The following is a 22,260-nucleotide window of genomic DNA, read 5'->3' as shown; positions in this document are numbered from 1 at the left end:
GTTGCAGGAACCGGGGGAACGGGCGAAGTGACTCTCGATGACAATGTAGCGGCGTTGGTCGGAACGGCCGCCGCGGTAGGCCACGTCGCCATTGCGGTAGCCGTCACGGTCCACGTTCTGCTCTACAAGCGTAGCGTCGGCGCCGCGGTTTCGTGGATCGGCATCGCCTGGCTCTCGCCCTTCCTGGGGGGGCTGCTCTACGCCATCATGGGCATCAATCGCGTGAAGCGGCGTGCCCTGAGGCTCAAGAGACAACACACACCTCTTGCAGCAGCCACCTCCACGGCGACAGTCGCGCGGGATTCGCTGACGCCGCTGGAATACGCGGTCGGGCGGCTGACGGGCCTGCCGTCGAAGCCGGGCAACATCGTCGAGATGCTGCACAGTGGCGACGAGGCCTACCCGCGGATGCTCGAGGAAATCGGCCGTGCCAGGACGACTGTCGGCCTCTGCAGCTATATTTTCCGCGCCGACTCGGCCGGCGAGAAGTTCCACGAGGCCCTGATCGAGGCCCAGCGGCGCGGCGTGAAAGTACGCGTCCTGATCGACGGGGTCGGCGGCGGCTACTTCTGGTCGGGCACCTACAACCGGCTGCGGCAGGCAGGTGTTCCGATCGCGCGTTTCCTGCATTCCTATTTTCCCTGGCGCACGCCCTTCGTGAACCTGCGCAATCACCGCAAGCTGCTGGTCATCGACGGCCGGGTGGCCTTCACGGGCGGGCTCAATATCGGAGCGGAAAACGTCACCGCCGAAAACCCCGCCCATCCCGTGCGCGACACGCATTTCCGCATCGAAGGTCCGGTCGTCGAGCAGCTCACCGATGCCTTCGCCGACGACTGGCAGTTCACGACGGGCGAGCAACTCGATGATGGCTGGTTTCCCACGCTCGAGCCGGTCGGGACGGTAATGGCGCGCGTCGTGCCCTCCGGTCCCGACGAGGACATGGAGCAGATCGAGTTCGTCGCCTTGCATGCCATTTCCTGCGCGCGCGAATCGATCCGCGTGGTGACTCCGTACTTCCTGCCGGGCGAACCGCTCACCATGGCGCTGGGTCTGGCCGCGATGCGCGGCATCAACGTCGACATCCTGCTGCCGGAGAACTCCAATCATGTGATCCTCGACTGGGCCCGGCAGGTGCCGCTCCAGCCGCTGATCCAGGCGGGCTGCCGCATCTGGCTGCTGCCGGCGCCGTTCGATCATTCCAAGCTCATGACGATCGACGATTCCTGGTCGTTCATTGGCAGTGCCAACTGGGATACGCGCAGCTTCCGTCTGAACTTCGAGCTGAACGTCGAACTGCACGACGCGGCCTTCGCGCGCCAGATCGTCGCGGCGACGACCCCGAAGCGCCGAATGACGGTGGCCGATATCGATGGCGTCTCGTTGCCGATCCGCCTGCGCAACAGCGCGGCGCGGCTGCTGCAGCCCTACCTGTAGAAGCGGCGCAGCCTGTCCTTGCGGGCCGGCGATGGAGCGAGCTCGGCGTGAGGCCCCTCGAGGTGCAATTCGAGCCTGATGGGCCGATGGTCTGACGGGCCGAAATCAAGTGCCGCGGACGCCCGGCAGACGAGCCCATGGGCCAGGCAGCGGTCGAGGCGAACGGGCATGACGTTGCCCGAGAGATGTGTCGGCTCGCGCGGGCCGACGTCGGTGAACCCGGGCAGGAAGATCGGCCCGACGGCATTGTAGTCGCCGATGATCGCCGACGGCTTTCCCTGCAGTGCCGCGGCGACGCGGGCAAGCTGCCGGCGGTTGAGAAGCTGGCCGTGCGAAAGATGAACGTTGGCGAAGGTGATGTCGCCCATCTGGATGATCTGGGCCCGCCGGCGCGGCAGCCGCCCAGGCAGTCGCGACGCCGGCAGGGAGAGGGCCACGGGGCGTGGAAAATGGGTCGGGCTCCAGACCGCCAGCCCGTGAATCCGCCCGAGCCACGACAGCCTGTAGAAATGGCCGCCGACCAGGCCGGGCAGCGCCTCGATATGCCGGGTCGCTTCCTGCATGAGAAGGATGTCGGGCTTCTGGCTGTCGATCAGCGTCGCCACATCCTCGACGGCAGCGCCGGTGAGGCGCAGCAGGTTCCAGCTGATGACCTTCACGGCTTGACGCCCTTCTCGCGCCTGGCGCGTCGGATTTGCGCCGTCATCGATCCGGTGCCGCCGGCGGCGGCCTGCAGTTCGTTGCGCACCTGCTCGCGCCGCTCGTGGATCGAGGCAATGACGAGGCCCATGGGGACGCCCAGGCCGACGAGTGCGGATTCGGCCAGCTGCAGGCTCGCCTCGATGGTCTCCGGCACGGTGTCTGTGACCGCCAGCGTGTAGAGATGCAGCGCATGCTGGGCGTCATGGGCCCGCGCTACGATCATCACGTCGGGCCGCCGTGCGCGCACGGCACGCACGACGTCGTCGACCGCCGCCGTGTCGATGGTGACGATGACGCCTGTCGCCTCGTCGATGCCGCAGCGCTGCAGAAACAGCGAGTTCGAGGCGTCGCCGAAATAGACGGGGCGCCCGAGCTTGCGCCAGCGCTCGACGCGGGCGGCGTCGCGGTCGGCGGCGATGTAGGAAATCTCGTGCTTGTCGAGCAGGTCGCAGACGAGCTGACCTACGCGACCGTGGCCGACCACGATCACGCGCTTGGCGTGGTCGGACGGAGGCAGCTGTGTCGCGGGCGCATCGCCCGTCACCTGCTTGGCAACGCGCTGGGCGGCTCGACGCGCGAACAGCGACACGAAGGGAAGTGTGCCCATGGTGAGCGACACCACCGCGAGGACGCCCGCCGCCACCCCGGGATCGACCAGGTTGAACTGCGCGGCGAGCCCGATGCCGATGAAGGCGAACTCGCCGCCCGGCGCCAGGAGCAGGCCGGTCTCGACGCTGGCGGCCCACGGTATGCCGAACAGGCGGCAGAGGGGGACCAGCAGGGCCGTCTTGGCGGCCATCATGGCCATGAAGCCGCCGATCACCAGCACCGGTTCCCGCCAGATGAAGCTCAGGTCGATATGCATGCCGACCGAGAAGAAGAAGACTCCGAGCAGCAGCCCGCGGAACGGGTCGATCATGGCCTCGACGGCGCGCCGATATTCCGTCTCCGCAAGCAGTAGTCCCGCGATGAAGGCGCCAAGCGCCATCGAGAGGCCCGCAAGGGACGCGATCACACCCGAACCGACAGCGATCAGCAGGGTTGCCGCCATGAAGAATTCCGGATTGTCGGTGCTGGCGGCCAGCCGGAACAGCGGCTTCAGCACGAGGCGGCCGACTATCGCGATCACCGCGATGGCCAGAATGGCCTCGACGAGGGCGACGATGACGCCTTGGACAACCGAGCCTTCCGAATGCCCGCCGAGCGCACTCACCAGGAACAGCAGCGGAACGACCGCAAGGTCCTGCGCCAGCAGGATGGCGAAGCTGGTGCGGCCGGTGGTGGACATCATGCGGCGCTGTCCGGACAGCAATTCCATCACGATGGCGGTCGAGGATAGCGCGAGGCAGCTGCCGATGATGAGCGCTGCGGCCGCTGCCTGGCCGAGCCAGAGCGCGACCAGACTGATGACGGCCGCCGAAAGAACGACCTGCAAGCCGCCCAGTCCGAAGACCAGGCGGCGCATGGTGATCAGGCGGCGCATCGAGAGTTCGAGGCCGATGAAGAATAGCAGGAAGACGATGCCGAGATCGGCGATGAAGGCGATCTGCTTCTCGCCAGTGACGGTCAACCAGTCGATGGCACGGGAATAGTCGGCGAGGCGGCCAAGCCCGTGCGGGCCCAGCGCGGCGCCAACGACCAGGAAACCGAGGACCGGGCTGATCTTGAGGCGATGCACGACGGGCGCGACGACGGCCGCTGTCCCGAGGACGATGAGGGCGTCTTTGAATATGTAAATGTCGCTGGGGCCTGCCATCTCCGGCAAACATAGACTGCGAGCGGCGATCTGTGCACACTTTCGTCGTCACACAACGAATTCGGGACGGAAACAACATGAAGGTGGTGATCACCGGCGGCGCAGGTTTCCTCGGCAAGAAACTCGCCCGGCGCATCCTGCAGCAGGGCGAGATCTCGGGCGCCTCGGGCCAGCCCCAGAAGGTGAGCGAGCTGCTGCTGTTCGATGTCGCGAAAGCGGAGGGGCCGGGGCTCGACGATCCCAGGGTCAGGACACTGGCCGGCGACATCTCCAATTTTGCGACCGTGCAATCGATCGTGCAGGGCGCGTCGACCGTGTTCCATTTCGCTGCCGTGGTCAGCGCAGGCGCCGAAGCCGATTTCGATCTGGGCTATCGGGTCAATCTCGAAGGCACGCGCAACGTCCTCGAGGCTTGCCGGGCACTCGGTACCAATCCGCGCGTCGTGTTCACCAGCTCGCTGGCCGCCTTCGGCGGCGACCTCCCGCCGGCGGTTACCGACGACACGCCGCTCACGCCCCAGACTTCCTACGGTGCCCAGAAATCGATCGGGGAGTTCCTGGTGCGCGACTACACGCGCAAGGGTTTTCTGCGCGGCACTTCGGTGAGATTGCCGACGATCTGCGTGCGCACCGGCCTGCCCAACAAGGCTGCCTCGACCTGGGCCAGCTCGGTGCTGCGCGAACCGCTGACCGGTATCGACGTCGTCTGCCCGGTCACGCCCGAGACGATCATGGTGGTGCTGAGCCCGCGCAAGACGGTCGATGCGTTCATGCGCCTGCACGATCTGCCCGTGGACGCCTTCGGCCCCGGACGGACACTGCTGCTGAACGGCATCAACGTGACGGCCAAGGAACTGGAGCAGGCGGTCGGCCGGCATGCCGGCAACCGCAAGGTGGGCAAGGTCGTCTGGCAGCATGATCCGGCGATCCAGAAGATCTGCGACGGCTGGCCCCAGGGCATCGACTCGGCCCGGGCGCGACGCCTCGGCTTCGAGACCGACAAGGATCTCGACGAGGTGGTGCGGAACTTCATCGCCGACGATATCGACGAGCAGATGAAGATCGCGAGACCCGCGGCCTAGCCGCCGCGCAGCATCCGCCAGCCATTCTGGAGGTGCCGCATCGGCCCCCAGACATGGCGCGTCCGCATCATGTGCCAGCGTTGCGGTTCGTTGTCGGGGCCCGCGATGGGCCCGGCATCCTCGACGAAGTCGGTGATGCCGACCGCATCGGTATCCCATGGACCGGTCGTCTTGAAGATCGTCGTCTTGGCGCCGTAACCCTGAAGCGCGCGCGACATGCCCGAGGCCATGAAATCCATGTAGCGCGGCAGGCTCTCGGGGCGGCAGAGATAGCCCTTGTTGAAGCCGACGGCGAGAAGGCGGAAGTGGAACGGGTTCTTCTCGAGATAGCGGATGACCTCGGTCGTATTGGCCGGGTAGCGCGGCGAGAAGAAATCGTCGATCACGACGATGCCCTCGGTGTTGACGATCCGGTTCGCGAACTCGAGCTCGCGATAGACCGCCGTGCCGGTATGCTCGCCGTCGATGTGGAACCAGCGCACCGACTGGTGCATCGCCTGCAGGTCGAGCTTGGAAGGCAGGTCGGCCGACGGGCCCGACAGCGGCACGATGTTCGTGGGCTTGGCGCCAACCGACTCGATCGACCGGTTGACGGCGGCTTCATCCAGCCTGAGATCGCAGAGATAGAGCTTCTCGTTACCCTTCCGGTAGGACGCCAGGACCGACGCCGACCGTCCCCGCCACACGCCGATTTCGAACAGATCGCCGGAAGCACCGGCCTGCTGATCGAGCAGGGCACGCCAGACGCAATAGGACTGGAACATGAACCAGCCCGGAATCGCGTCGATTTTCTCCCAACTGAGCATCCGCCATCCTTGTTTGCCGCGCCTTGCTAACAGCGCCCCTTCGACGCTGCAAGCCGTGAAGGCTTGCACCCCCGGCACGGCTCCTGTAGGCCCGCTCGCGGGGAAATGCCAACAACTGCAGTCGCATACAGGGCCACCGTCGGCCTGCTCTGGATTCTGGCGCTCTGGTACAGCTGGGAGTGCCGGGGGCTGTTCGTCGACGGATCTGCATTCCTCGTGCAGGTGGCCCGGCGCGAGTTCTTCTTCGACTTCTACGACCCTCGCCTCTACGCGATGGTCCTCGGTCAGGCGCCGATCCTCACGGCCGTGTTCCTCGGTGTCACCGACCTCCATTTGCTGGCCCAGCTCTTGTCGCTGGGCCTCTTCGCCCTTCCGACCGCGCTCTATCATCTCGCCCTGATGCGAGTGAAGGACGATCCCGTCCTGCTGGCCGCGGTCCTCGCGGCGATCGGCGTCGTCTTCATGACGACGTCCTTCTTCATCGTCGGGGAATACAACACCGCCTATGCCATCGGCATCGTGGTGGCGGTACGGCTGGTGACGGCGAAGGAACTGAACGTGGCCGACGGTGCCTTTCTGGTTGCTGTCGGGCTGCTGGCCGTCCGGACCTACGAGGTGATGATCTATCTGGGACCGCTGCTGGCCGTGATGATCGCCTGGACGGTCTACCGGAACCGGCCGCGACCCGTTGTCGCCACCTTTCTTTACCTGGCCGCCATCCTGCCGTTCCTGGGCGGCATGTGGGTGGCGGCGGACTCCGTGATCCACCCTTTTTCGGAGGACCATCTCAGCCGGACTGCGGCGACGGTGCTGGACGCCTGGCAGAACGTCCAGTTCGACCTGGCGATGGGCGCGGCACTGGTGATCTCCGGCTGGGCGCTCTTGCGTCCGCGGGACCTCGCCGGGCGCAAGCCGTACATCCTGGCCGGCATCTTCCTGATCCTGCTTGCACTGTCTCCGTTGCTGGTGCTGACCGACTCGCTGGTGCGGCCGCACGCCAAGTCGCAATACACGGCCCGCAGCCTGGCCGGGCTCGTCATCGCCACCATCGTCATTCTGATGTGGCTCTATACGTCGCCGATCGGCGCCCGGGTCGCCTCGTTCGTCGCCTTGCGGCGAACCGAGATATCGAGCCGGATGCTCGCCTTCGCCTGCCTGATCGTGCTCGCGGTATTGCCGTCCAACATCTATCTCACGCTCGAATGGTGCCGCTATCTCGATACGGTACGCACGATCGTGCGCAGCAACACCGGCGTGATCGCCTTCGAATCCACGCCCCTTTCCCGGCGTCCCCTCGAGACGCTGGTCGAGTCGTGGATCCTTCCCAGCCAGAGCCTGGCTTTGCGCGCCAAGCCGGGCGACGGCATCATCGCGCCGCCGCGCGATTTCAATAATTGGCAACCGTTCCCGCCGGCCGAACCCTATCCGCTGGGGCACTACATGTGGCGCGACTGATCGTGCCCACGATGTCGCCGGTCGCCGTCGCCCGGAGTGTCGCGGTGCTCCTCTGGGCGCTCGCCTTGCACAACACGTTGACCTGCCGTGGCCTGTTCTGGGATGGCGCGTCGTTCCTGGTGAACCTGCTCGACCACGGGCATTTCCACGATTTCTATGCCGCCCGCGCCCACGTCGATTGGCTGACACAGGCGCCGGTGCTGCTGCTGGCCGAGGCGGGTGTCCGCAACACGAGGATACTGGCCATGGTCTATTCGGCGGCCTTGTTCGCGCTGCCGACCGCCTTCTATCATTTCGCCCTCGTCCGTGTGAGCCGCGATCCCGTGCTGCTGGCGGTGGTGCTGGCGATCGTCGCAGCGGTTTACCTGCCGACCTCGTTCTTCATCGTCGGCGAGTACAATGTGGCCTTCGCCTGCATCACGGCCGCCATGGCGGTGGCGCTCACGACCGACGGTTCGGGCCGCCGGGACGCCGCGCTCCTGCTGGCCTTCGGTCTGCTCTGCCTGCGCTCCTACGAGGCCACCATCTATCTCGGACCGCTGCTGGCGGCGGTGATTCTCTGGTCGGTCCGGCGCGGTGGTCGCGACTCCGTCACGACGCTTCTGTGCTGCCTGGCGGCGCTTGCCTTCCTCGGCGCGGCGGTCGTTTCGGCCGTGACGATCGTCGACTACTGGGACCATCCGCACTTCATGAAAGTGCGCTCCACCAGTGTCGATTTCTGGCGGAACATGCAGTTCGCCATCCCGCTTGCGGGCTTCCTGATCTGTCTTGTGGCCGGCGTGCGCCGGCCGGCCTGGCTGCAGGGACGGGGACCGATCGTGGTGATGGGGGTCATCGCGGTGCTGCTTGCCCTGTCGCCGTGGTGGCGGATCGTGCATGCGCCGTCGATACTCTACCCACCCTCTCATTATGTCGCGCGCCAGGCGGCCGGCATACTTCTGGCGGCCCTTCTGGTCGGCATGTGGCTCCAGGTGGCGTATCGCAATCCGCCGGCGATCCTTGCCGTCGTGCGGCAGCCCGAGGTAGCCCGCCGCATGGTGCTGCTGTTCGGGGCGCTCGCCGTGGCGGGAGCGATTCCCGACATCGCATTGACCCGGTTGTGGAACGGCCACATCGAACAGTTGCGCCTCGTCGTGGACCAGCGCACCGGCGTGGTGAGGGCCGAGACGCTGCCATTGCACGACTGGCCGACCAAGCTGTTCTTCCAGGACTGGTCGTATCCAGCGCTGAGCGCCGTGGTCAGCCGCGCGCCCGGAAAGTCCTACATCGTTTCCCATCAGGACTATCTCAGCAACCCACCCTTCGAGCCCGCCTGCGGCATGCTCCCGAAGCTCAAGGGCTACGGCTGGCGCGGCTAGGGCCGCATCCACATGCTGGCGGGACCGCTGCCGCGTACCGGTGCGGCGAGGTCGACGAACTCGCAGAGGATCCTGCGCGTATCGCGCGGATCGATGATCTCCTCGATCCAGAAGCTCTCGGCGCTGCGGAACGGCGACCGCAGCTTGTTCAGCCGGTCCTCGATCTCCGCCATCTTGGCCTTGGGATCGGCGGCCTCCTCGATGTCGGCGCGATAGGCGGCCTCGATGCCGCCCTCCAGCGGCAGAGAGCCCCAGCGGCCCGACGGCCAGGCGTAGCGCCAGTTCATCCGCGAGCCGTTCTGGTGCGCAGCGCCCGCCACGCCGAAGGCGTTGCGGATGATGAAGGTGCACCATGGGACGGTGGTCTGGAACATCGACGACATGGCGCGCACGCCCTGGCGGATGACGCCGGTCTTCTCGGCCTCGAGGCCGATCAGGAAGCCGGGACAGTCGCAGAAATAGACGACGGGCAGGTGGAAGGTTTCGGCCAGGTCGAGGAAGCGCGTCACCTTCTGGCAGGTATCGGACGTCCAGCCGCCGCCATAGAACATCGGGTCGCTGGCCATCACCGCCACCGGCCAGCCATCGACGCGCGCGAAGCCCGTCACGACCGAGCGGCCGTAGAGCCGTCCCATCTCGAAGAAGCTGCCCTGGTCGACCACCTTCTCGACGATCGGCCGGATGCGATACACCTTGCGGGTCTCGCGCGGGATGGCGTTGAAAAGCGATTCCTCGCGCCGCGCCGGATCGTCGGTCACGGGGCCGCGCGGTGGCGCCTCGTACACCGAGGAGGGCAGGTAGGAGAGGAAGCGCCGTGCCGCGGCGAAGGCCTCGTCCTCGCTGTCGACGGCTTCGTCGATCGCGCCGGCCCGCAGCTGGATCTCCCAGCCGCCCAGTTCCTGCTTGTCGTACTGCTTGGGGCTGAGGCGATTCACCACCGGCGGGCCGGCGACGAACATCGCGGAGACTTCCTTCACCATCACCGAATAGTGGGTTGCCGCGAGCCGCGCGGCGCCGAGGCCCGCGACGGAACCGAGGCCGAGGCCCACGGTGGGCACGGCGCCCATGTTGCGCACGGTCCATTCCCAGCCGGCGACTCCCGGTACGTTGGCGCGGCCGGTCGTCTCGATCGTCTTCACGGATCCGCCGCCGCCCGACCCCTCGATCAGACGCACGACCGGAATGCGGTACTGGTTGGCGTAGCGCTCGACGTAGTTGGACTTCTCCTTGATCGTGGCGTCAGCCGAGCCGCCGCGCACCGTGAAGTCGTCGCCGGTGACGGCGACATGCCGTCCGTCGATCTTGCCGCGGCCCATCACGACGTTCGCCGGCGTGAGATCGACCAGGTCGTTTCGGCCGTCATATTCCGCCTTGCCCGCGACGCTGCCGATCTCGCGGAAGGACCCCTCGTCGAGCAACCGGTCGATGCGCTCGCGGACCGTGAGGCGGCCGCCATCGTGCTGGCGCTTGACCTTGTCGGCGCCGCCCATGCGCTTCGTCATTTCCTGACGGCGGCGCAGCTCGTCCATTTCCGGTTGCCAGCTCATCTCGACGCTTCCTCGTGTTTCTTATTCGTAGACGATACCGTCTATCAGGTTCTCTTCGTAGAGCCGCACGAGATCGATACCGCCCGGCGGCCGCGCCACGACGAAGCCGGCGATGGCGCGCTGCAGCCTCGCCTCCTGGTCGCGCCGCAGGGCCTCGGCTTCCTCGACGGTGATGGCCGCGAAGCGCACGGTCTGGCCAGGCAGCAGACGTCCAAGGCGCGGCAGGTCGACCGACGCGACGGTGGCGATCTTCGGATAGCCGCCGACCGTCTGCCGGTCGGCCAGCAGTACGATCGGCAGGCCGGCGCCGGGCACCTGGATGGCGCCGGGCGCGATGCCGTCGGAGATGATGTCGGCGCCGCCCTGGTCGACGCTTTTCGCGTGGCCGATCGTCGGTCCCTCGAAGCGGATGCCCATGCGATCGGCTTCCTTGGAAACGCGATACTCGGACCCGATGAAGGTGCGGCGACCTTCGTCGCTGAAATAATCGTCCTGCGGTCCCCACACCACGCGCAGCGGCCCGCTGCCATAGTCGAAAGGCTGAGCGAGCCGGCGTTCGTTGCCCGCCGGTGCGCTCGACTTCGCGAGCGGAAGCAGGTCGCCGGCCGCGAGCTTTCGGCCGTCGAAGCCGCCGATGCCGGCTCTCGAATAGGTCGAAAGGCTGCCCATGAAGGCCGGCAGGTCGAAGCCGCCGGCCACGGCGAGATAGGCCGTGCTCGATCCGTCGATCATGCCGACGCGCAGGATCTGCCCGCGCTTCAGGAGATGGCTGCGGTCGGAGTCGAGCGGCCTGGGCGCCGCGTCCGGTCCCTCGATCAGCGCGGGCGAGAGCGGCCCCACCACCGCGACCCGCACACTGTCGGCTTCGACCAGCAGGTCGGGGCCCATGACGCCGATCTCGAGCCCGGCGGTATTCGCCGGATTGCCCGCCAGCGCGTTGGCGAGGCTGAGGCCGACGCGGTCCATCGCGCCGGCGGTCGGCATGCCCAGCGCCATGAAGCCGGTGCGGCCGAAATCCTGCAGCGTGTCGAACAGGCCCGCGCGGACGACCTTCAATCCGGCGCTCATTGGCTCTTCACCAGACTCGACCAATCGAACGTGCCGGCCTCGACCTCGCCAGCAATGCGGTCGAAGCGCTTGCGGTCGATGCGCTCGAAGGCGAGCGAATCGCCCGGCGACAGGAACACCGGCTGCTCGCGGCGCTTGTCGAACATCCAGAGCGGCGTGCGGCCGATCAGGTGCCAGCCGCCCGGGCTTTCGAACGGATAGATCGTCGTCATGTCCATTGCGATGGCGACGGAGGAGCGTGGTACCCGTACGCGCGGCTGGCTGCGGCGGGGCAGGAAAAGCGACGGATCGAGGCCCGCCACGTAGGCGAGGCCCGGCATGAAGCCCAGGACGTAGACCTTGAAAGGCGAGGCGAGGTGGGCCGCGATCACCTGTTCCGGCGTCTTCTTCGCACGCTCGGCGACTTCGGCCAGGTCGGGCGCGAACTCCGGATCGTCGTAGCAGCACGGGACGGTGACATGGCGGCTCACGGCGTCCACCGGCAGACCGCGGGCCCTCAGCGCGTCGACCTTGGGCTGAAGATCGGCGCGCGTGGTCGCGAGCGGATCGTAGGTCACCATCAGCGACCGCATGGTGGGCACGGTCTCGACCACGCCGGAAATCTCCCCGGCCTCGCGGGCCAGGTTGATCGCCGCGTGGAGCGCCATGACCCGGCCATTGATCCCGGGGGAAATCTCGTTGCCGAACTCGACGGTGAAGGCGGTGTCGCCGCAGGATAGGTATCGAACGCTCACATCTGCTAGAATAGCGCTTCAGATTGAGGGAGTCTCCCATGGCCGCCGCGACCAATGCAGGGCACGTCAACATCAACTCGGACCTCGGCGAGAGCTTTGGGCCCTGGGTCATGGGCAACGACACCGAGGTCCTGAAGATCGTCGCGTCGGCCAACGTCGCGTGCGGCTTCCATGCCAGCGATCCCGTGGTGATGATGGACACCGTGAAGCTCTGCACGCAAAACGGCGTGTCGATCGGCGCCCATCCGGGCTTCGCCGACCTGCAGGGATTCGGCCGCCGCGTCATCAACCTCACGATCAAGGAACTGGAGGCCAACATCGCCTACCAGATCGGCGCGCTGCAGGCGATCGCGGCCCTCCATGGCGCGAAGGTGACCCACATGAAGCCGCACGGCATGATGGCGAACATGTCGGCCGAGAGCCCGGAAATGTCCGAGGCGATCGCCCGTGCCACCAAGGCGGTCGATCGCGACCTGATTTTCCTCGCCCAGGCCAATACCGAGCAGGGCAAGGCTGCCCGCAAGCACGGGCTCAGGGTCGCCGAGGAGGTGTTCGCCGACCGGACCTACACCGATGCCGGCCTGCTGACGCCGCGCAAGGAAGCCAATTCGATGATCAAAGATCCGGCCAAGGCGGTCGAGCACGTCCGGCGCATGGTCGACGAGCAGGCGATCTATTCGACCTCGGGCAAGCGCATCCCCTGCCAGGTCGATTCGATCTGCGTGCACGGCGACGGCCCCACGGCCGTGACGGTGGCCACGGCGGTTCGCCAGGGGCTGGAGGCGGCTGGAATCCGCATCGTGCCGCTGCCCGAGATGCCCAGCCTGCGCCCCTGATCCGCGGGGCGATCCGTCGCGCTGACTTGTGGGCCGCCGCTTCGCCGCTATAGTCCGGCCGATCCAGGATGGGTTTCGCGGCGGGAGTGGCGTATGGCGGTTTTTGGCAAGGCTCAGTACATCAAGCGTGTCGAGGATGACCGGCTTCTGACCGGCACGGGCGGCTTCACCGACAACCTCTCGCGTCCGAACCAGGCGCATGTGGTCCTCGTCCGTTCTCCGCATGCCCATGCAAAAATCCTGAAGATCGACACGGAAGCGGCCAAAGCGGCGCCGGGCGTGGTCGCGGTCTACACCTGGGCCGACATGGAAAAGGACGGCGTCGGCAATTTCGCCTTCCCGGCGATGTTCCCGGCTGCCGACGGCACCAAGCCCGAGATGACCCCGCGCCGGTCGCTGGCCCACGAGGTGGTGCGCTATGTCGGTGAGGCGGTCGTTGCGATCGTGGCCGATACGCGCGAGCAGGCTCAGGACGCGGTCGAACTGGTCGACATCGAGTACGAGCAGCTGCCGGCGGTCACGGAGATCGAGGATGCGCTTAAGCCCGGCGCGCCGCAGGTCTGGCAGGGGGCACCCGGCAACGTCGCGGGCTACAACAAGTTCGGCGACCATGCCAAGGCCGAGGAGGTCTTCAAGAGCGCCGCCCACGTCGTGTCCCTCGACATCGTGCACCAGCGGCTGATCGTGAACGCCATGGAGCCGCGCGCGGTCATGGCGGAATGGGAGAACGACCGGCTGATCGTCCATATCGGCAGCCAGAACCCGTCCGTGACGCGCGACACGCTGTGCGACGTCATCCTGAAGATGCCGAAGGACAAGGTGCGCGTGGTCGTGCGCGACATCGGCGGCGGATTCGGCATGAAGGTCGGCATCCAGCCGGACGAGGCCGTGGCCGTTTGGGCCGCCAAGGTGCTGAAGCGCCCGGTGCGCTGGCGCGCCGAGCGTGGCGAGGAATTTGCCGCCACGACCGCGGGGCGCGACCAGTTCCACAAGGCGTCGATGGCCTTCGACAAGGACGGCAGGATCCTGGCGCTGCGCATGGAAGCCTTCGCCAATATCGGCGCCTACCCGTCGCGTGGCGGCGTGGTTATCCCTCTGTTCGTCGGCCCGAAGGTGACGACCGGTACCTACGATGTCCCGCTGATCGACCTCAGGATCACCTGCGTCATCACCAACACCGCCACGATCGGTGCCTATCGCGGCGCCGGCCGCCCGGAGTGCATCTTCAACCTCGAGCGCATGATGGACACGGCGGCGCGCCAGATCGGCATGGATCCGGCGGAGCTCCGGCGGCGCAACTTCGTCAAGCCGTCGCAGATGCCCTACACGACCGCGATGGGGGAGAAGTACGATTCCGGCGACTTCAACCTCTTCCTGACGAAGACACTCGAGGCAGCCGACTGGGACGGCTTCGCAGCGCGCAAGGCGGAAGCCGAGAAGCGCGGCAAGCTGTACGGCCGCGGCCTCGCCTCCTACGTCGAATGGACCTCGGCCAACGTGATGAACGAGATGGCGCACTACGAGGTCAAGGAGGACGGCAAGGTCGTGATCTGGATGGGCACGCAGGGCATGGGGCAGGGGCTGCAGACCAGCTTCACCCAGCTCGCCTCCGAGCTGCTCGGCATCGACCCCTCTCAGATCGAGATCGCGATGGGCGATTCAGACCGCGTCGGCGGCGTGGGCTCGATGGGCTCCCGTTCGGCCTATATCGGCGGCTCGGCCGTGCTGACCGGCAGCGAGAAGCTGGTCGACAAGGGCAAGGAACTGGCAGCCGACGCGCTGGAGGCGGCCACCGCCGACATCGTCTATTCGGCCGGCCGGTTCACCATCACCGGCACCGACCGCGGCATCGGCCTCGGCGAGCTGGCGGCGAAGCAGCCCGACAAGCGCATCTTCATCGAGAACGTGAACACGGTCGACGGCATCGCCTGGCCCAACGGCGCCCACGTCGGCGAGGTCGAGATCGACCCCGATACCGGTATGGTCGAGCTCAAGCGCTACACGACGGTCGACGACGTCGGCAAGCCGCTGCACCGTCCGATCGTATTCGGGCAGATCCACGGCGGCTGCGCCCAGGGCATCGGGCAGGCGCTGCTGGAGGAGAACGTCTACGATCGCGAGAGCGGCCAGCTCCTGACCGGCTCCTTCATGGACTACGCGATGCCGCGCGCCGGCACCTTTCCGACCTTCAACAACCAGCTCGACGATACGGTGCCGGCCAAGAGCAATCCGATCGGCGCCAAGGGCGTCGGCGAGTCCGGTACGGTCGGCTCGACGCCCACGGTCATGAACGCGATCATGGACGCGCTGTGGCCGCTCGGCGTGCGCAACATCCAGATGCCGGCGACTCCGCAGCGCGTCTGGCACGCCATCCAGGAAACGAGGAAGTAACGGGCGGGGAGATGAAGCAGCGCATCTTCGGCTGGATTTCCATCTTTTTCGGAGTTGTCCTCTCGCTCGCCGCTCTGGAAGTCACGGCGATCGCCTGGATGTATCTTGAAGACGGCCGCTATACGCCGGCGACGGAGCTGTTCGAGCGCACGCAGAACACCTATGTGCGCGACGCGACCAAGGGGACGGCGTGCCGCTACGTCGACACACTCTTTCCGCATCCCTATGTCGGCTTCGTGCACCACGCCAACCCGCCCTGCGGCATGCCGTGGGTCAACAATGTCGGTCTATTCGGGCCGGATTATCCGGTCCTCAAGCCCACCGACCGATATGTCGTGATGCTGACCGGCGGCTCCGTGGCGTCGCAGCTCGGGCAGAATGCGGCGCCGCCCGCCCCGCGCTATCTCGAGGAAGAACTCAACAAGAAGTACATCAGCCCGAACGGCAAGCCGTTCCTGGTCCTGAACGGCGGCGACGGCGCCTGGAAGGAGCCGCAGCCGTTCATTCTCTTCGCTCTCTATGCCACGTCGGTCGATGCGGTCGCCGTCCTCGGCGGATTCAACGAGCACTATTTCTTCTGGCCGGGCTTCAGCGAACGGCTGGAGCGCCCCCTCAGCAACTTCCTCGACGTCAATCCCTTCGTGGCCGACGAGAATTTCGGCGACGCGGCGATCGGCTGGGTGATGGGCCGCATTGCGGGCACTCTGGCGCTGAATCCGGTCCTCGGCCATTCGCACGCCGCCTACATGGTGGTGCGGGGGATCGAACAGGCCGCCAAGGGCAAGGACATCTTCAAGTCGACGAAGAAGACGACGCTGAACAGCATCTTCCACCTGCCGGAGGACATTCAGCGGAACCATAAGCTCGCCTTCGACGTCCAGCTGGAGCTCTACAAGAAGTACGTGAGGGCCACGTTCGCGGTCGCGCGCGACAACAACGTGAAGTCGGCCTACTTCATCCAGCCGGCGCCGGCGATCGGCAAGGAACTCACCGAGGAGGAGAAGCGCGTCGTGGGCGACCTCTCCTATCGCGACATCTACAAGAACATCGTCGCGGGGCTCATGACCCTGCGCGACGGCGGCGCCCCCGTCTATGACCTCACTCAGATCTTTGCCGGGGAGAAGGCGACGATCTACGCCGATCACATCCACTACGCCCGGGATGCCGCCAACGAGAGCCTCGGCAACCGGATCATTGCAGCCCGGATGGGCGAGATCCTGGCGCAGACCTGGGGGTTCCAGCGCAAGCCCTGAGGGGAGTGGAGCTCCTCTCGGCGCCTGCACGCGAGGGTAGGCCCTCAAGTTTTGGTTATACCCTAAATACTTGTTGATTCACGGCCGCTGCCGAGTTTCACTATACGGGACGCAATGAGGAAAAGAGGCGGTCAACTGCCTCGCGTGCGTCTCTTGGGATGGAGCTGAACATGGCCGTCACGCGTCGGCAATTCATGAAGGTGAGCGCTGCCGGCCTCGCCGCCTCTTCCGTGGGTGCCTTGGGTTTCATGGGCGCAGGCGAAGGTCTTGCCGCCGGCGTGCGGCCCTTCCGCCTCGAAAAGGCGACCGAGACCCGCAATACCTGCCCCTACTGCGCAGTCGCCTGTGGCGTGCTCATCTACTCGTCGGCCGACGGAACCAAGGACGGCAAGGCCAAGGTCGTCCACATCGAGGGCGACTCCGACAATCCCATCAACCGCGGCACGCTCTGCGCGCGCGGGGCGGCGTCACTCGGGTTCGCGAACAGCCCGAACCGCCTCCAGTACCCGATGCATCGCAAGCCGGGCTCCGACAAGTTCGAGCGCGTGACCTGGGACTTCGCGATGGAGCGCATCGCCAAGCTTGCCAAGGAGGATCGCGACAGGAATTTCGTGGTGAAGAACCGCGACGGCGTCACGGTCAACCGCTGGACCAGTGCCGGCTTCCTCGCGGGCTCCTCGTGCAGCAACGAAGCAGGCTACCTGACCTACAAGGCCATGCGCTCGATGGGCATTCTGGCCTTGGAGAATCAAGCACGAATTTGACACGGTCCGACGGTGGCCAGTTTGGCCCCGACCTTCGGCCGCGGTGCGATGACGAACTCGTGGAACGACATCAAGAACGCCGATGTCGTCCTGATCATGGGCGGCAATGCCGCCGAGGCCCATCCCTGCGGCTTCAAGTGGGTGACCGAGGCCAAGGCCAACAACGGCGCCAAGCTGATCGTGGTCGATCCGCGATTCACGCGTTCGGCCGCAGTCTCGGATCTCTATGCGCCGATCCGGCCGGGGACCGACATCGCCTTCCTGTCCGGCGTCATGCGGTACCTGCTGGGCAACGGCAAGATCCACCAGGAATACGTCAAGGCCTACACGAACGCGTCGTACATCGTGAAGGAAGGCTTCAAGTTCGAGGACGGGCTGTTCACGGGCTATGACGCGGCGAAGAAAAACTACGTCGATCGCTCGACCTGGGACTACGAATTCGACGAACAGGGCATGGCGAAGGTAGACGAGACCCTCCAGAATCCACGTTGCGCCCTCAACCTTCTGAAGGCTCATGTCGAGCGCTACACGCCCGAGATGGTCGAACGCATCTGCGGTACGCCCAAGGACAAGTTCCTGAAGGTCTGCGAGCTGATCGCGACGACGGCCAACGGCGAGCGCTCGATGACGTCGCTGTATGCGCTGGGATGGACCCAGCACACGACCGGCGCCCAGAACATCCGCAGCATGGCGATGATCCAGCTCCTGCTGGGCAACATGGGCGTCCCCGGCGGCGGCGTGAACGCCCTGCGTGGCCATTCCAACGTGCAGGGCATCACCGACCTTGCCCTGCTGTCGACTTCGACGCCGGGCTACCTGGTGCTGCCGTCGGAGAAGGAGGCCACCTTCGCCGACTACATGAAGGCGCGAGCTTTCAAGCCTATCCGACCGGGTCAGACCAGCTTCTGGCAGAACTACGGGAAGTTCTTCGTCAGCCAGCAGAAGGCCCTGTTCGGAGACGCTGCCACGAAGGACAACGACTGGGCCTACGACTATCTGCCGAAGTTCGACACGGCTTACGACGTGTTGAAGATCATCGACATGATGGCCGGCGGGCAGATGAACGGCCTGTTCTGCCAGGGCCTCAACGTCATGATGGCGGCCCCGAACAAGCACAAGATCCATCGCGGGCTGAGCAAGCTCAAGTGGCTGGTCGTGATCGATCCGCTGCAGACGGAAACCGCGCGGTTCTGGGAGAACCACGGCGAGTTCAACGACGCCGATCCGAAGGCGATCCAGACCGAGGTGTTCCAGCTTCCGGCCACGGCCTATGCAGAGGACGAGGGCAGCTACACCAATTCGAGCCGCCTCATTCAGTGGCACTGGAAGGCGGTGGATGGGCCGGGCGAGTCGCGGGGCGACATCGAGGTCATTGCCGACCTGCACAGCCGCCTCAGGGCTCTCTACAAGAAGGACGGCGGTGCTTTCCCCGATGCCATCGTCAATACCAGCTGGGCCTATGCCAAGCCGGCCCATCCCGAACCGGTCGAACTCCTGAAGGAGCTCAACGGCTATGCCCTCGAGGATCTGCCGGACCCGGCCGATCCCACCAAGGTGATGCTGAAAGCCGGGCAGCTGTTGCCAAGCTTCGCGGTGATGCGCGACGATGGCAAGACTTCGGGTGGCTGCTGGATCTATACCGGCGTCTATACCGAGGCTGGGAACATGGCGATGCGGCGCGATGCCAGCGATCCCACGGGTCTCGGCATCCATCCCAACTGGGGCTTCTCGTGGCCGGCCAACCGGCGCATCCTCTACAATCGCGCCTCCGCCGATCCTGCCGGCAAGGCGTGGAGCGAGCGCAAGAAGTACATCACCTGGAACGGTTCACGCTGGGTCGGTGGCGACGTGCCGGATTACGCCCCGACCGTCGCGCCGGACAAGGCGGTCGGTCCGTTCATCATGAACCAGGAGGGCACGGCGAGGCTGTTCAGCCGCACCGCCATGGGGGACGGGCCGTTCCCCGAGCACTACGAGCCGATGGACGCCTACATCGTCAATCCGCTGCATCCGAAGGTCACCACCAATCCGGTGGTGCGGGTGTTCGCGGCCGACGCGAAGTCGTTCGGCACGCCCGACAAGTTCCCGATCGTGGCGACCTCCTATCGCCTCGCCGAGCACTTCCACTACTGGACCAAGAACGTGCACGACAATGCCGTCGTCCAGCCGGAAATGTTCGTCGAAATGGGCGAGCGGCTGGCCAAGGCGAAGGGCATCAAGAATGGCGACTGGGTCGAGGTGTCGAGCCAGCGCGGCATGATCAAGGCCAAGGCCTCCGTCTCCAAACGCTTCCGGCCGATCATGGTCGACGGCAAGCCCTGTGACGTGATCGGCCTGCCGATCCACTTCGGGTTCGTCGGCCTTGCCCGCAAGTCTTACCCGCTCAACACACTGACGCCGCCGGTCGGCGACGCCAGCACCAATACGCCCGAATTCAAGGCGTTCCTGGTGGACGTGAAGAAAACCACTCCGCCGGCTTCGCAGCCGGCCGTGGCCTGATCGGGGAGGGTGAGATGTCAGTGATGCAAGCCCTCGACCTCCGCCGCCGGTCCGCCTCCAGCGTCCCGCCGCCGGCCGCCGGCGCGAAAGCCGCGGTCCCGGTCGCCAAGCTGATCGACGTCAGCAAGTGCATCGGCTGCAAGGCCTGCCAGACCGCGTGCCTGGAATGGAACCAGCTCGACCAGCCGATCGGCTATACCGACGGCACCTACAACAATCCGACCGATCTCACGACGGCCTCGTGGACCGTGATGCGCTACACGGAATACGAGCATGGCGACGATCTGGAATGGCTGATCCGCAAGGATGGCTGCATGCACTGCGACGATCCGGGCTGCCTGAAGGCCTGCCCGGCGCCGGGTGCCATCGTCCAGTACACCAATGGCATCGTCGACTTCATCTCGGACAATTGCATCGGCTGCGGCTACTGCGTGAAGGGCTGTCCCTTCAACATCCCGCGCATCTCGCAGGTCACGAGCAAGGCCTACAAGTGCACGCTCTGTTCCGACCGGGTGGTGGTCGGCCAGGCACCGGCTTGCGCCAAGTCCTGCCCGACCCAGGCGATCTACTTCGGCACCAAGGAAGACATGATCGCCCATGCGGGCAAGCGCATCACCGACCTGAAGTCGCGTGGCTACCAGAACGCCGGGCTCTACAATCCGCCGGGCGTGAACGGCACGCATGTCATGTACGTGCTGCAGCACGCCGACAAGCCGTCGCTCTATGCCGGCCTGCCCGACAATCCGCACATCAGTCCGCTGGTCGGCATCTGGAAGGGCGTGATGAAGCCGCTGTCGCTGGCGGCCATCGCCTTCGCCGGCGCCTTCGGCCTCATGCACTACGTCACCAGGGGGCCGAACAAGGTCTCCGAACATGACGAGGAGAAGGCGGCCGAACTGGCCGGGAGTGAGAAGGTATGAGTGCGCATGCCAAGCCGGTAAGTCGCTACACGACGGCCGCCCGCATCAATCACTGGATCACGGCGCTGTCACTGATCCTGCTGGCGCTGAGTGGCCTGGCGTTGTTCCACCCCTCGCTTTTCTTCCTCACCTATCTGTTCGGCGGCGGGCAGATGACCCGCATCATCCATCCGTGGATCGGCGTCGTCCTGGCCATCAGCTTCCTCGGCCTGTTCCTCCGCTTCTTCACGCTCAATTTCTGGAACCGTGACGACACGGTCTGGATGAAGAACCTCGGGTCGGTGATCAACGACAAGGAGGACGGACTGCCCGAGATCGGCAAGTACAATGCCGGCCAGAAGCTGGTCTTCTGGGGCCAGTCGATCCTGATCCTCCTGCTGCTCGGCAGCGGCTTCGTGCTGTGGGACACCTACTTCGCGTCCTACACGACGATCGACCAGAAGCGCCTCTCGGCGGTGATCCACGCGCTGTGCGCCATCGGCGCCATCCTGATCTGGATCGTGCACGTCTATGCCGCCATCTGGGTCAAGGGCACGCTGAGCGCCATGACCCGGGGCTCCGTCAGCGGCGGCTGGGCGTGGAAGCATCATCGCAAGTGGTTCCGCCAGGAAGTCGGCAAGTCCTGAGTTCCGGCCCCGAAAATCCCGCGTCTGCCTACGGCGAAAACATCCTCGGCGCCGCTGCCGAGGGCGCGCGCATTCGGCTGCCCGACCTGTCCACGGTTTTCCGGCTGCGTGCGGCGCGCCTGAATGCGCTGGCGCCTGGTCACGAACTCGAGGGTTTCCTACGCCTCATCGCGGCGCTGGTGACGGCGCAGCACGAGGCACTGGAGGGATTGCCACCGGGCTCGTTGCCCGGTACGGCCGAGATCATGAAGGCGCGGCTCGTCCAGCGCGCGCCGCTCGACCCCTCGATCTGGTCCCGTGACGAAAGCTGGCGCGTCGCGCTGACCCGCATCCTGGAGACGATCGACCTCGACGTCCTGCCGGACTCGGCACGAGCGGCACGGGAGACGCTTCTGCAGGCGGACCAGGCTTCACTGGAATCGCTGGCCGACCGCTTTCTCGGCGGAGATGTTGCAGTCGGGGAAGCTGCCCAGGCCGTCTTCGTGACGGCGGCCCTGCAGGTTGCCTGGACACGGATGGCGGCGTTGCTCGATGCCGACGACCTGGCCAGCGAGGCCGAAAGCGGCGAATGTCCGACCTGCGGCTCGCCGCCCGTAGCGGGCCTGGTCTCGCCCGGCGGCACCAAGTTCGGCCACCGGCACCTCCATTGTTCGCTGTGCGCCACGTCGTGGCGCTATACGCGCGTGCGCTGCGTGCACTGCGGCAGTACCGACAAGATTTCGTTCCGCAATCTGGCGGGCACCGCCTATCTCCGCGCCGAATGCTGCGAGAGCTGCCAAGGCTATTCGAAGGTCTTCTATCTCGAGAAGGCCCGTGCCCTCGAACCGCTGGCCGACGATCTGGCCTCGCTCGGCCTCGACGTGCTGGTGGGCGAGGAGGGCTTCTCGCGCGTGCCCAATCCGTTCGTGCTGGGCATGATGGAGCCGCCGGAGAATTGATTGATCGGCCGTTGGGCCTGAGCCATGTTGGTTGTCGGCGGACAGAACGTCCGACTACTCTCTGGTAGGAATACACCCGTGTCGCGTG

Annotated in this window: 17 protein-coding genes; 11 read left to right on the top strand and 6 right to left on the bottom strand. The window is 65.9% G+C overall.

Annotated elements, in window-relative coordinates:
* Positions 1-27: 27 nt before the first annotated feature.
* Positions 28-1,437: a phospholipase D-like domain-containing protein gene (locus Q0Q48_RS23265; protein WP_295143355.1), complete on the top strand. Its 1,410-nt coding sequence runs from the start codon at positions 28-30 to the stop codon at positions 1,435-1,437.
* Here the strand turns inward: Q0Q48_RS23265 and Q0Q48_RS23260 are convergent.
* Together Q0Q48_RS23260 and Q0Q48_RS23255 are read right to left on the bottom strand one after the other, a co-directional pair.
* Positions 1,428-2,096 carry an endonuclease/exonuclease/phosphatase family protein gene (locus Q0Q48_RS23260; RefSeq protein ID WP_295143353.1) on the bottom strand — a complete coding sequence of 223 codons (669 nt, stop codon included), beginning with the start codon at positions 2,094-2,096 and terminating at the stop codon, positions 1,428-1,430. The two genes, Q0Q48_RS23265 and Q0Q48_RS23260, sit on opposite strands and share 10 nt — an antisense overlap.
* Entirely contained in the window at positions 2,093-3,895 is a 1,803-nt protein-coding gene (locus Q0Q48_RS23255) for a cation:proton antiporter (protein ID WP_295143350.1), read from the bottom strand. Before Q0Q48_RS23255 ends, Q0Q48_RS23260 begins: the two co-directional genes overlap by 4 nt.
* Positions 3,896-3,972: 77 nt before the next feature.
* Between Q0Q48_RS23255 and denD the strand changes: the two genes are divergently transcribed.
* A complete protein-coding gene (gene denD / locus Q0Q48_RS23250) occupies positions 3,973-4,977 on the top strand; it encodes a D-erythronate dehydrogenase (protein WP_295143346.1) in 1,005 nt (334 codons plus the stop codon).
* Here denD and Q0Q48_RS23245 read toward each other — a convergent pair.
* On the bottom strand, positions 4,974-5,783 hold the full coding sequence (locus Q0Q48_RS23245) for a class I SAM-dependent methyltransferase (RefSeq protein ID WP_295143343.1): 810 nt from the start codon (positions 5,781-5,783) through the stop codon (positions 4,974-4,976). The genes denD and Q0Q48_RS23245 overlap by 4 nt on opposite strands.
* Before the next feature lie 105 nt (positions 5,784-5,888).
* On the opposite strand from Q0Q48_RS23245, the gene Q0Q48_RS23240 reads away from it, so the two are divergent.
* Together Q0Q48_RS23240 and Q0Q48_RS23235 are read left to right on the top strand one after the other, a co-directional pair.
* Positions 5,889-7,238, top strand: a complete 1,350-nt coding sequence (locus Q0Q48_RS23240; protein ID WP_295143340.1) for a hypothetical protein — start codon at positions 5,889-5,891, stop codon at positions 7,236-7,238.
* Between the two features lie 11 nt (positions 7,239-7,249).
* Complete coding sequence (locus tag Q0Q48_RS23235; protein ID WP_295143339.1) at positions 7,250-8,596, top strand: hypothetical protein; 1,347 nt, start codon at positions 7,250-7,252, stop codon at positions 8,594-8,596.
* Here the strand turns inward: Q0Q48_RS23235 and Q0Q48_RS23230 are convergent.
* The 3 genes from Q0Q48_RS23230 to pxpB are packed head-to-tail and all read right to left on the bottom strand — an operon-like array spanning position 8,593 to position 11,945.
* Entirely contained in the window at positions 8,593-10,143 is a 1,551-nt protein-coding gene (locus Q0Q48_RS23230; RefSeq protein ID WP_295143336.1) for a carboxyl transferase domain-containing protein, read from the bottom strand. The two genes, Q0Q48_RS23235 and Q0Q48_RS23230, sit on opposite strands and share 4 nt — an antisense overlap.
* A 21-nt stretch (positions 10,144-10,164) precedes the next feature.
* Positions 10,165-11,211, bottom strand: coding sequence for a biotin-dependent carboxyltransferase family protein (locus Q0Q48_RS23225; protein WP_295143333.1), 1,047 nt, complete (start codon positions 11,209-11,211; stop codon positions 10,165-10,167).
* Positions 11,208-11,945: a 5-oxoprolinase subunit PxpB gene (gene pxpB / locus Q0Q48_RS23220; protein ID WP_295143330.1), complete on the bottom strand. Its 738-nt coding sequence runs from the start codon at positions 11,943-11,945 to the stop codon at positions 11,208-11,210. Before pxpB ends, Q0Q48_RS23225 begins: the two co-directional genes overlap by 4 nt.
* A gap of 38 nt (positions 11,946-11,983) precedes the next feature.
* On the opposite strand from pxpB, the gene Q0Q48_RS23215 reads away from it, so the two are divergent.
* The 7 genes from Q0Q48_RS23215 to fdhE all read left to right on the top strand — a co-directional run bounded on the left by Q0Q48_RS23215 (position 11,984) and on the right by fdhE (position 22,172).
* A complete protein-coding gene (locus Q0Q48_RS23215) occupies positions 11,984-12,781 on the top strand; it encodes a 5-oxoprolinase subunit PxpA (protein WP_295143327.1) in 798 nt (265 codons plus the stop codon).
* 93 nt (positions 12,782-12,874) lie between these two features.
* Positions 12,875-15,172 (top strand): xanthine dehydrogenase family protein molybdopterin-binding subunit, encoded by a 2,298-nt coding sequence (locus Q0Q48_RS23210; RefSeq protein ID WP_295143324.1) that lies wholly within the window; start codon positions 12,875-12,877, stop codon positions 15,170-15,172.
* Between the two features lie 11 nt (positions 15,173-15,183).
* Positions 15,184-16,425: a hypothetical protein gene (locus Q0Q48_RS23205; protein WP_295143321.1), complete on the top strand. Its 1,242-nt coding sequence runs from the start codon at positions 15,184-15,186 to the stop codon at positions 16,423-16,425.
* Positions 16,426-16,595: 170 nt separating this feature from the next.
* Positions 16,596-19,688, top strand: a complete 3,093-nt coding sequence (fdnG, locus tag Q0Q48_RS23200; RefSeq protein WP_295143318.1) for a formate dehydrogenase-N subunit alpha — start codon at positions 16,596-16,598, stop codon at positions 19,686-19,688.
* A gap of 14 nt (positions 19,689-19,702) precedes the next feature.
* Complete coding sequence (gene fdxH / locus Q0Q48_RS23195) at positions 19,703-20,608, top strand: formate dehydrogenase subunit beta (RefSeq protein ID WP_295143315.1); 906 nt, start codon at positions 19,703-19,705, stop codon at positions 20,606-20,608.
* Entirely contained in the window at positions 20,605-21,234 is a 630-nt protein-coding gene (locus Q0Q48_RS23190) for a formate dehydrogenase subunit gamma (RefSeq protein ID WP_295143313.1), read from the top strand. The genes fdxH and Q0Q48_RS23190 overlap by 4 nt, the downstream gene beginning before the upstream one ends.
* Positions 21,204-22,172: a formate dehydrogenase accessory protein FdhE gene (fdhE, locus tag Q0Q48_RS23185; protein WP_295143310.1), complete on the top strand. Its 969-nt coding sequence runs from the start codon at positions 21,204-21,206 to the stop codon at positions 22,170-22,172. Before Q0Q48_RS23190 ends, fdhE begins: the two co-directional genes overlap by 31 nt.
* The last annotated feature ends 88 nt before the right edge of the window (positions 22,173-22,260 follow it).

The organism is uncultured Reyranella sp. (genome assembly GCF_945957355.1).
In the GTDB taxonomy this organism is placed as follows: Bacteria; Pseudomonadota; Alphaproteobacteria; order Reyranellales; family Reyranellaceae; genus Reyranella.
Note: the sequence above shows the minus strand (reverse complement) of the source record. Positions and strands in the feature narration are given on the sequence as shown.

What these genes read in the sequence shown, in the direction of transcription:
- Q0Q48_RS23210 (WP_295143324.1), top strand. Translation starts at nt 12,875, where the DNA reads ATGGCGGTTTTTGGCAAGGCTCAGTACATCAAGCGTGTCGAGGATGAC.
- Q0Q48_RS23255 (WP_295143350.1), bottom strand. Translation starts at nt 3,895, where the DNA reads ATGGCAGGCCCCAGCGACATTTACATATTCAAAGACGCCCTCATCGTC.
- denD (WP_295143346.1), top strand. Translation starts at nt 3,973, where the DNA reads ATGAAGGTGGTGATCACCGGCGGCGCAGGTTTCCTCGGCAAGAAACTC.
- Q0Q48_RS23190 (WP_295143313.1), top strand. Translation starts at nt 20,605, where the DNA reads ATGAGTGCGCATGCCAAGCCGGTAAGTCGCTACACGACGGCCGCCCGC.
- Q0Q48_RS23215 (WP_295143327.1), top strand. Translation starts at nt 11,984, where the DNA reads ATGGCCGCCGCGACCAATGCAGGGCACGTCAACATCAACTCGGACCTC.
- Q0Q48_RS23230 (WP_295143336.1), bottom strand. Translation starts at nt 10,143, where the DNA reads ATGAGCTGGCAACCGGAAATGGACGAGCTGCGCCGCCGTCAGGAAATG.
- Q0Q48_RS23205 (WP_295143321.1), top strand. Translation starts at nt 15,184, where the DNA reads ATGAAGCAGCGCATCTTCGGCTGGATTTCCATCTTTTTCGGAGTTGTC.
- Q0Q48_RS23235 (WP_295143339.1), top strand. Translation starts at nt 7,250, where the DNA reads ATGTCGCCGGTCGCCGTCGCCCGGAGTGTCGCGGTGCTCCTCTGGGCG.
- fdxH (WP_295143315.1), top strand. Translation starts at nt 19,703, where the DNA reads ATGTCAGTGATGCAAGCCCTCGACCTCCGCCGCCGGTCCGCCTCCAGC.
- Q0Q48_RS23245 (WP_295143343.1), bottom strand. Translation starts at nt 5,783, where the DNA reads ATGCTCAGTTGGGAGAAAATCGACGCGATTCCGGGCTGGTTCATGTTC.
- Q0Q48_RS23225 (WP_295143333.1), bottom strand. Translation starts at nt 11,211, where the DNA reads ATGAGCGCCGGATTGAAGGTCGTCCGCGCGGGCCTGTTCGACACGCTG.
- Q0Q48_RS23240 (WP_295143340.1), top strand. Translation starts at nt 5,889, where the DNA reads ATGCCAACAACTGCAGTCGCATACAGGGCCACCGTCGGCCTGCTCTGG.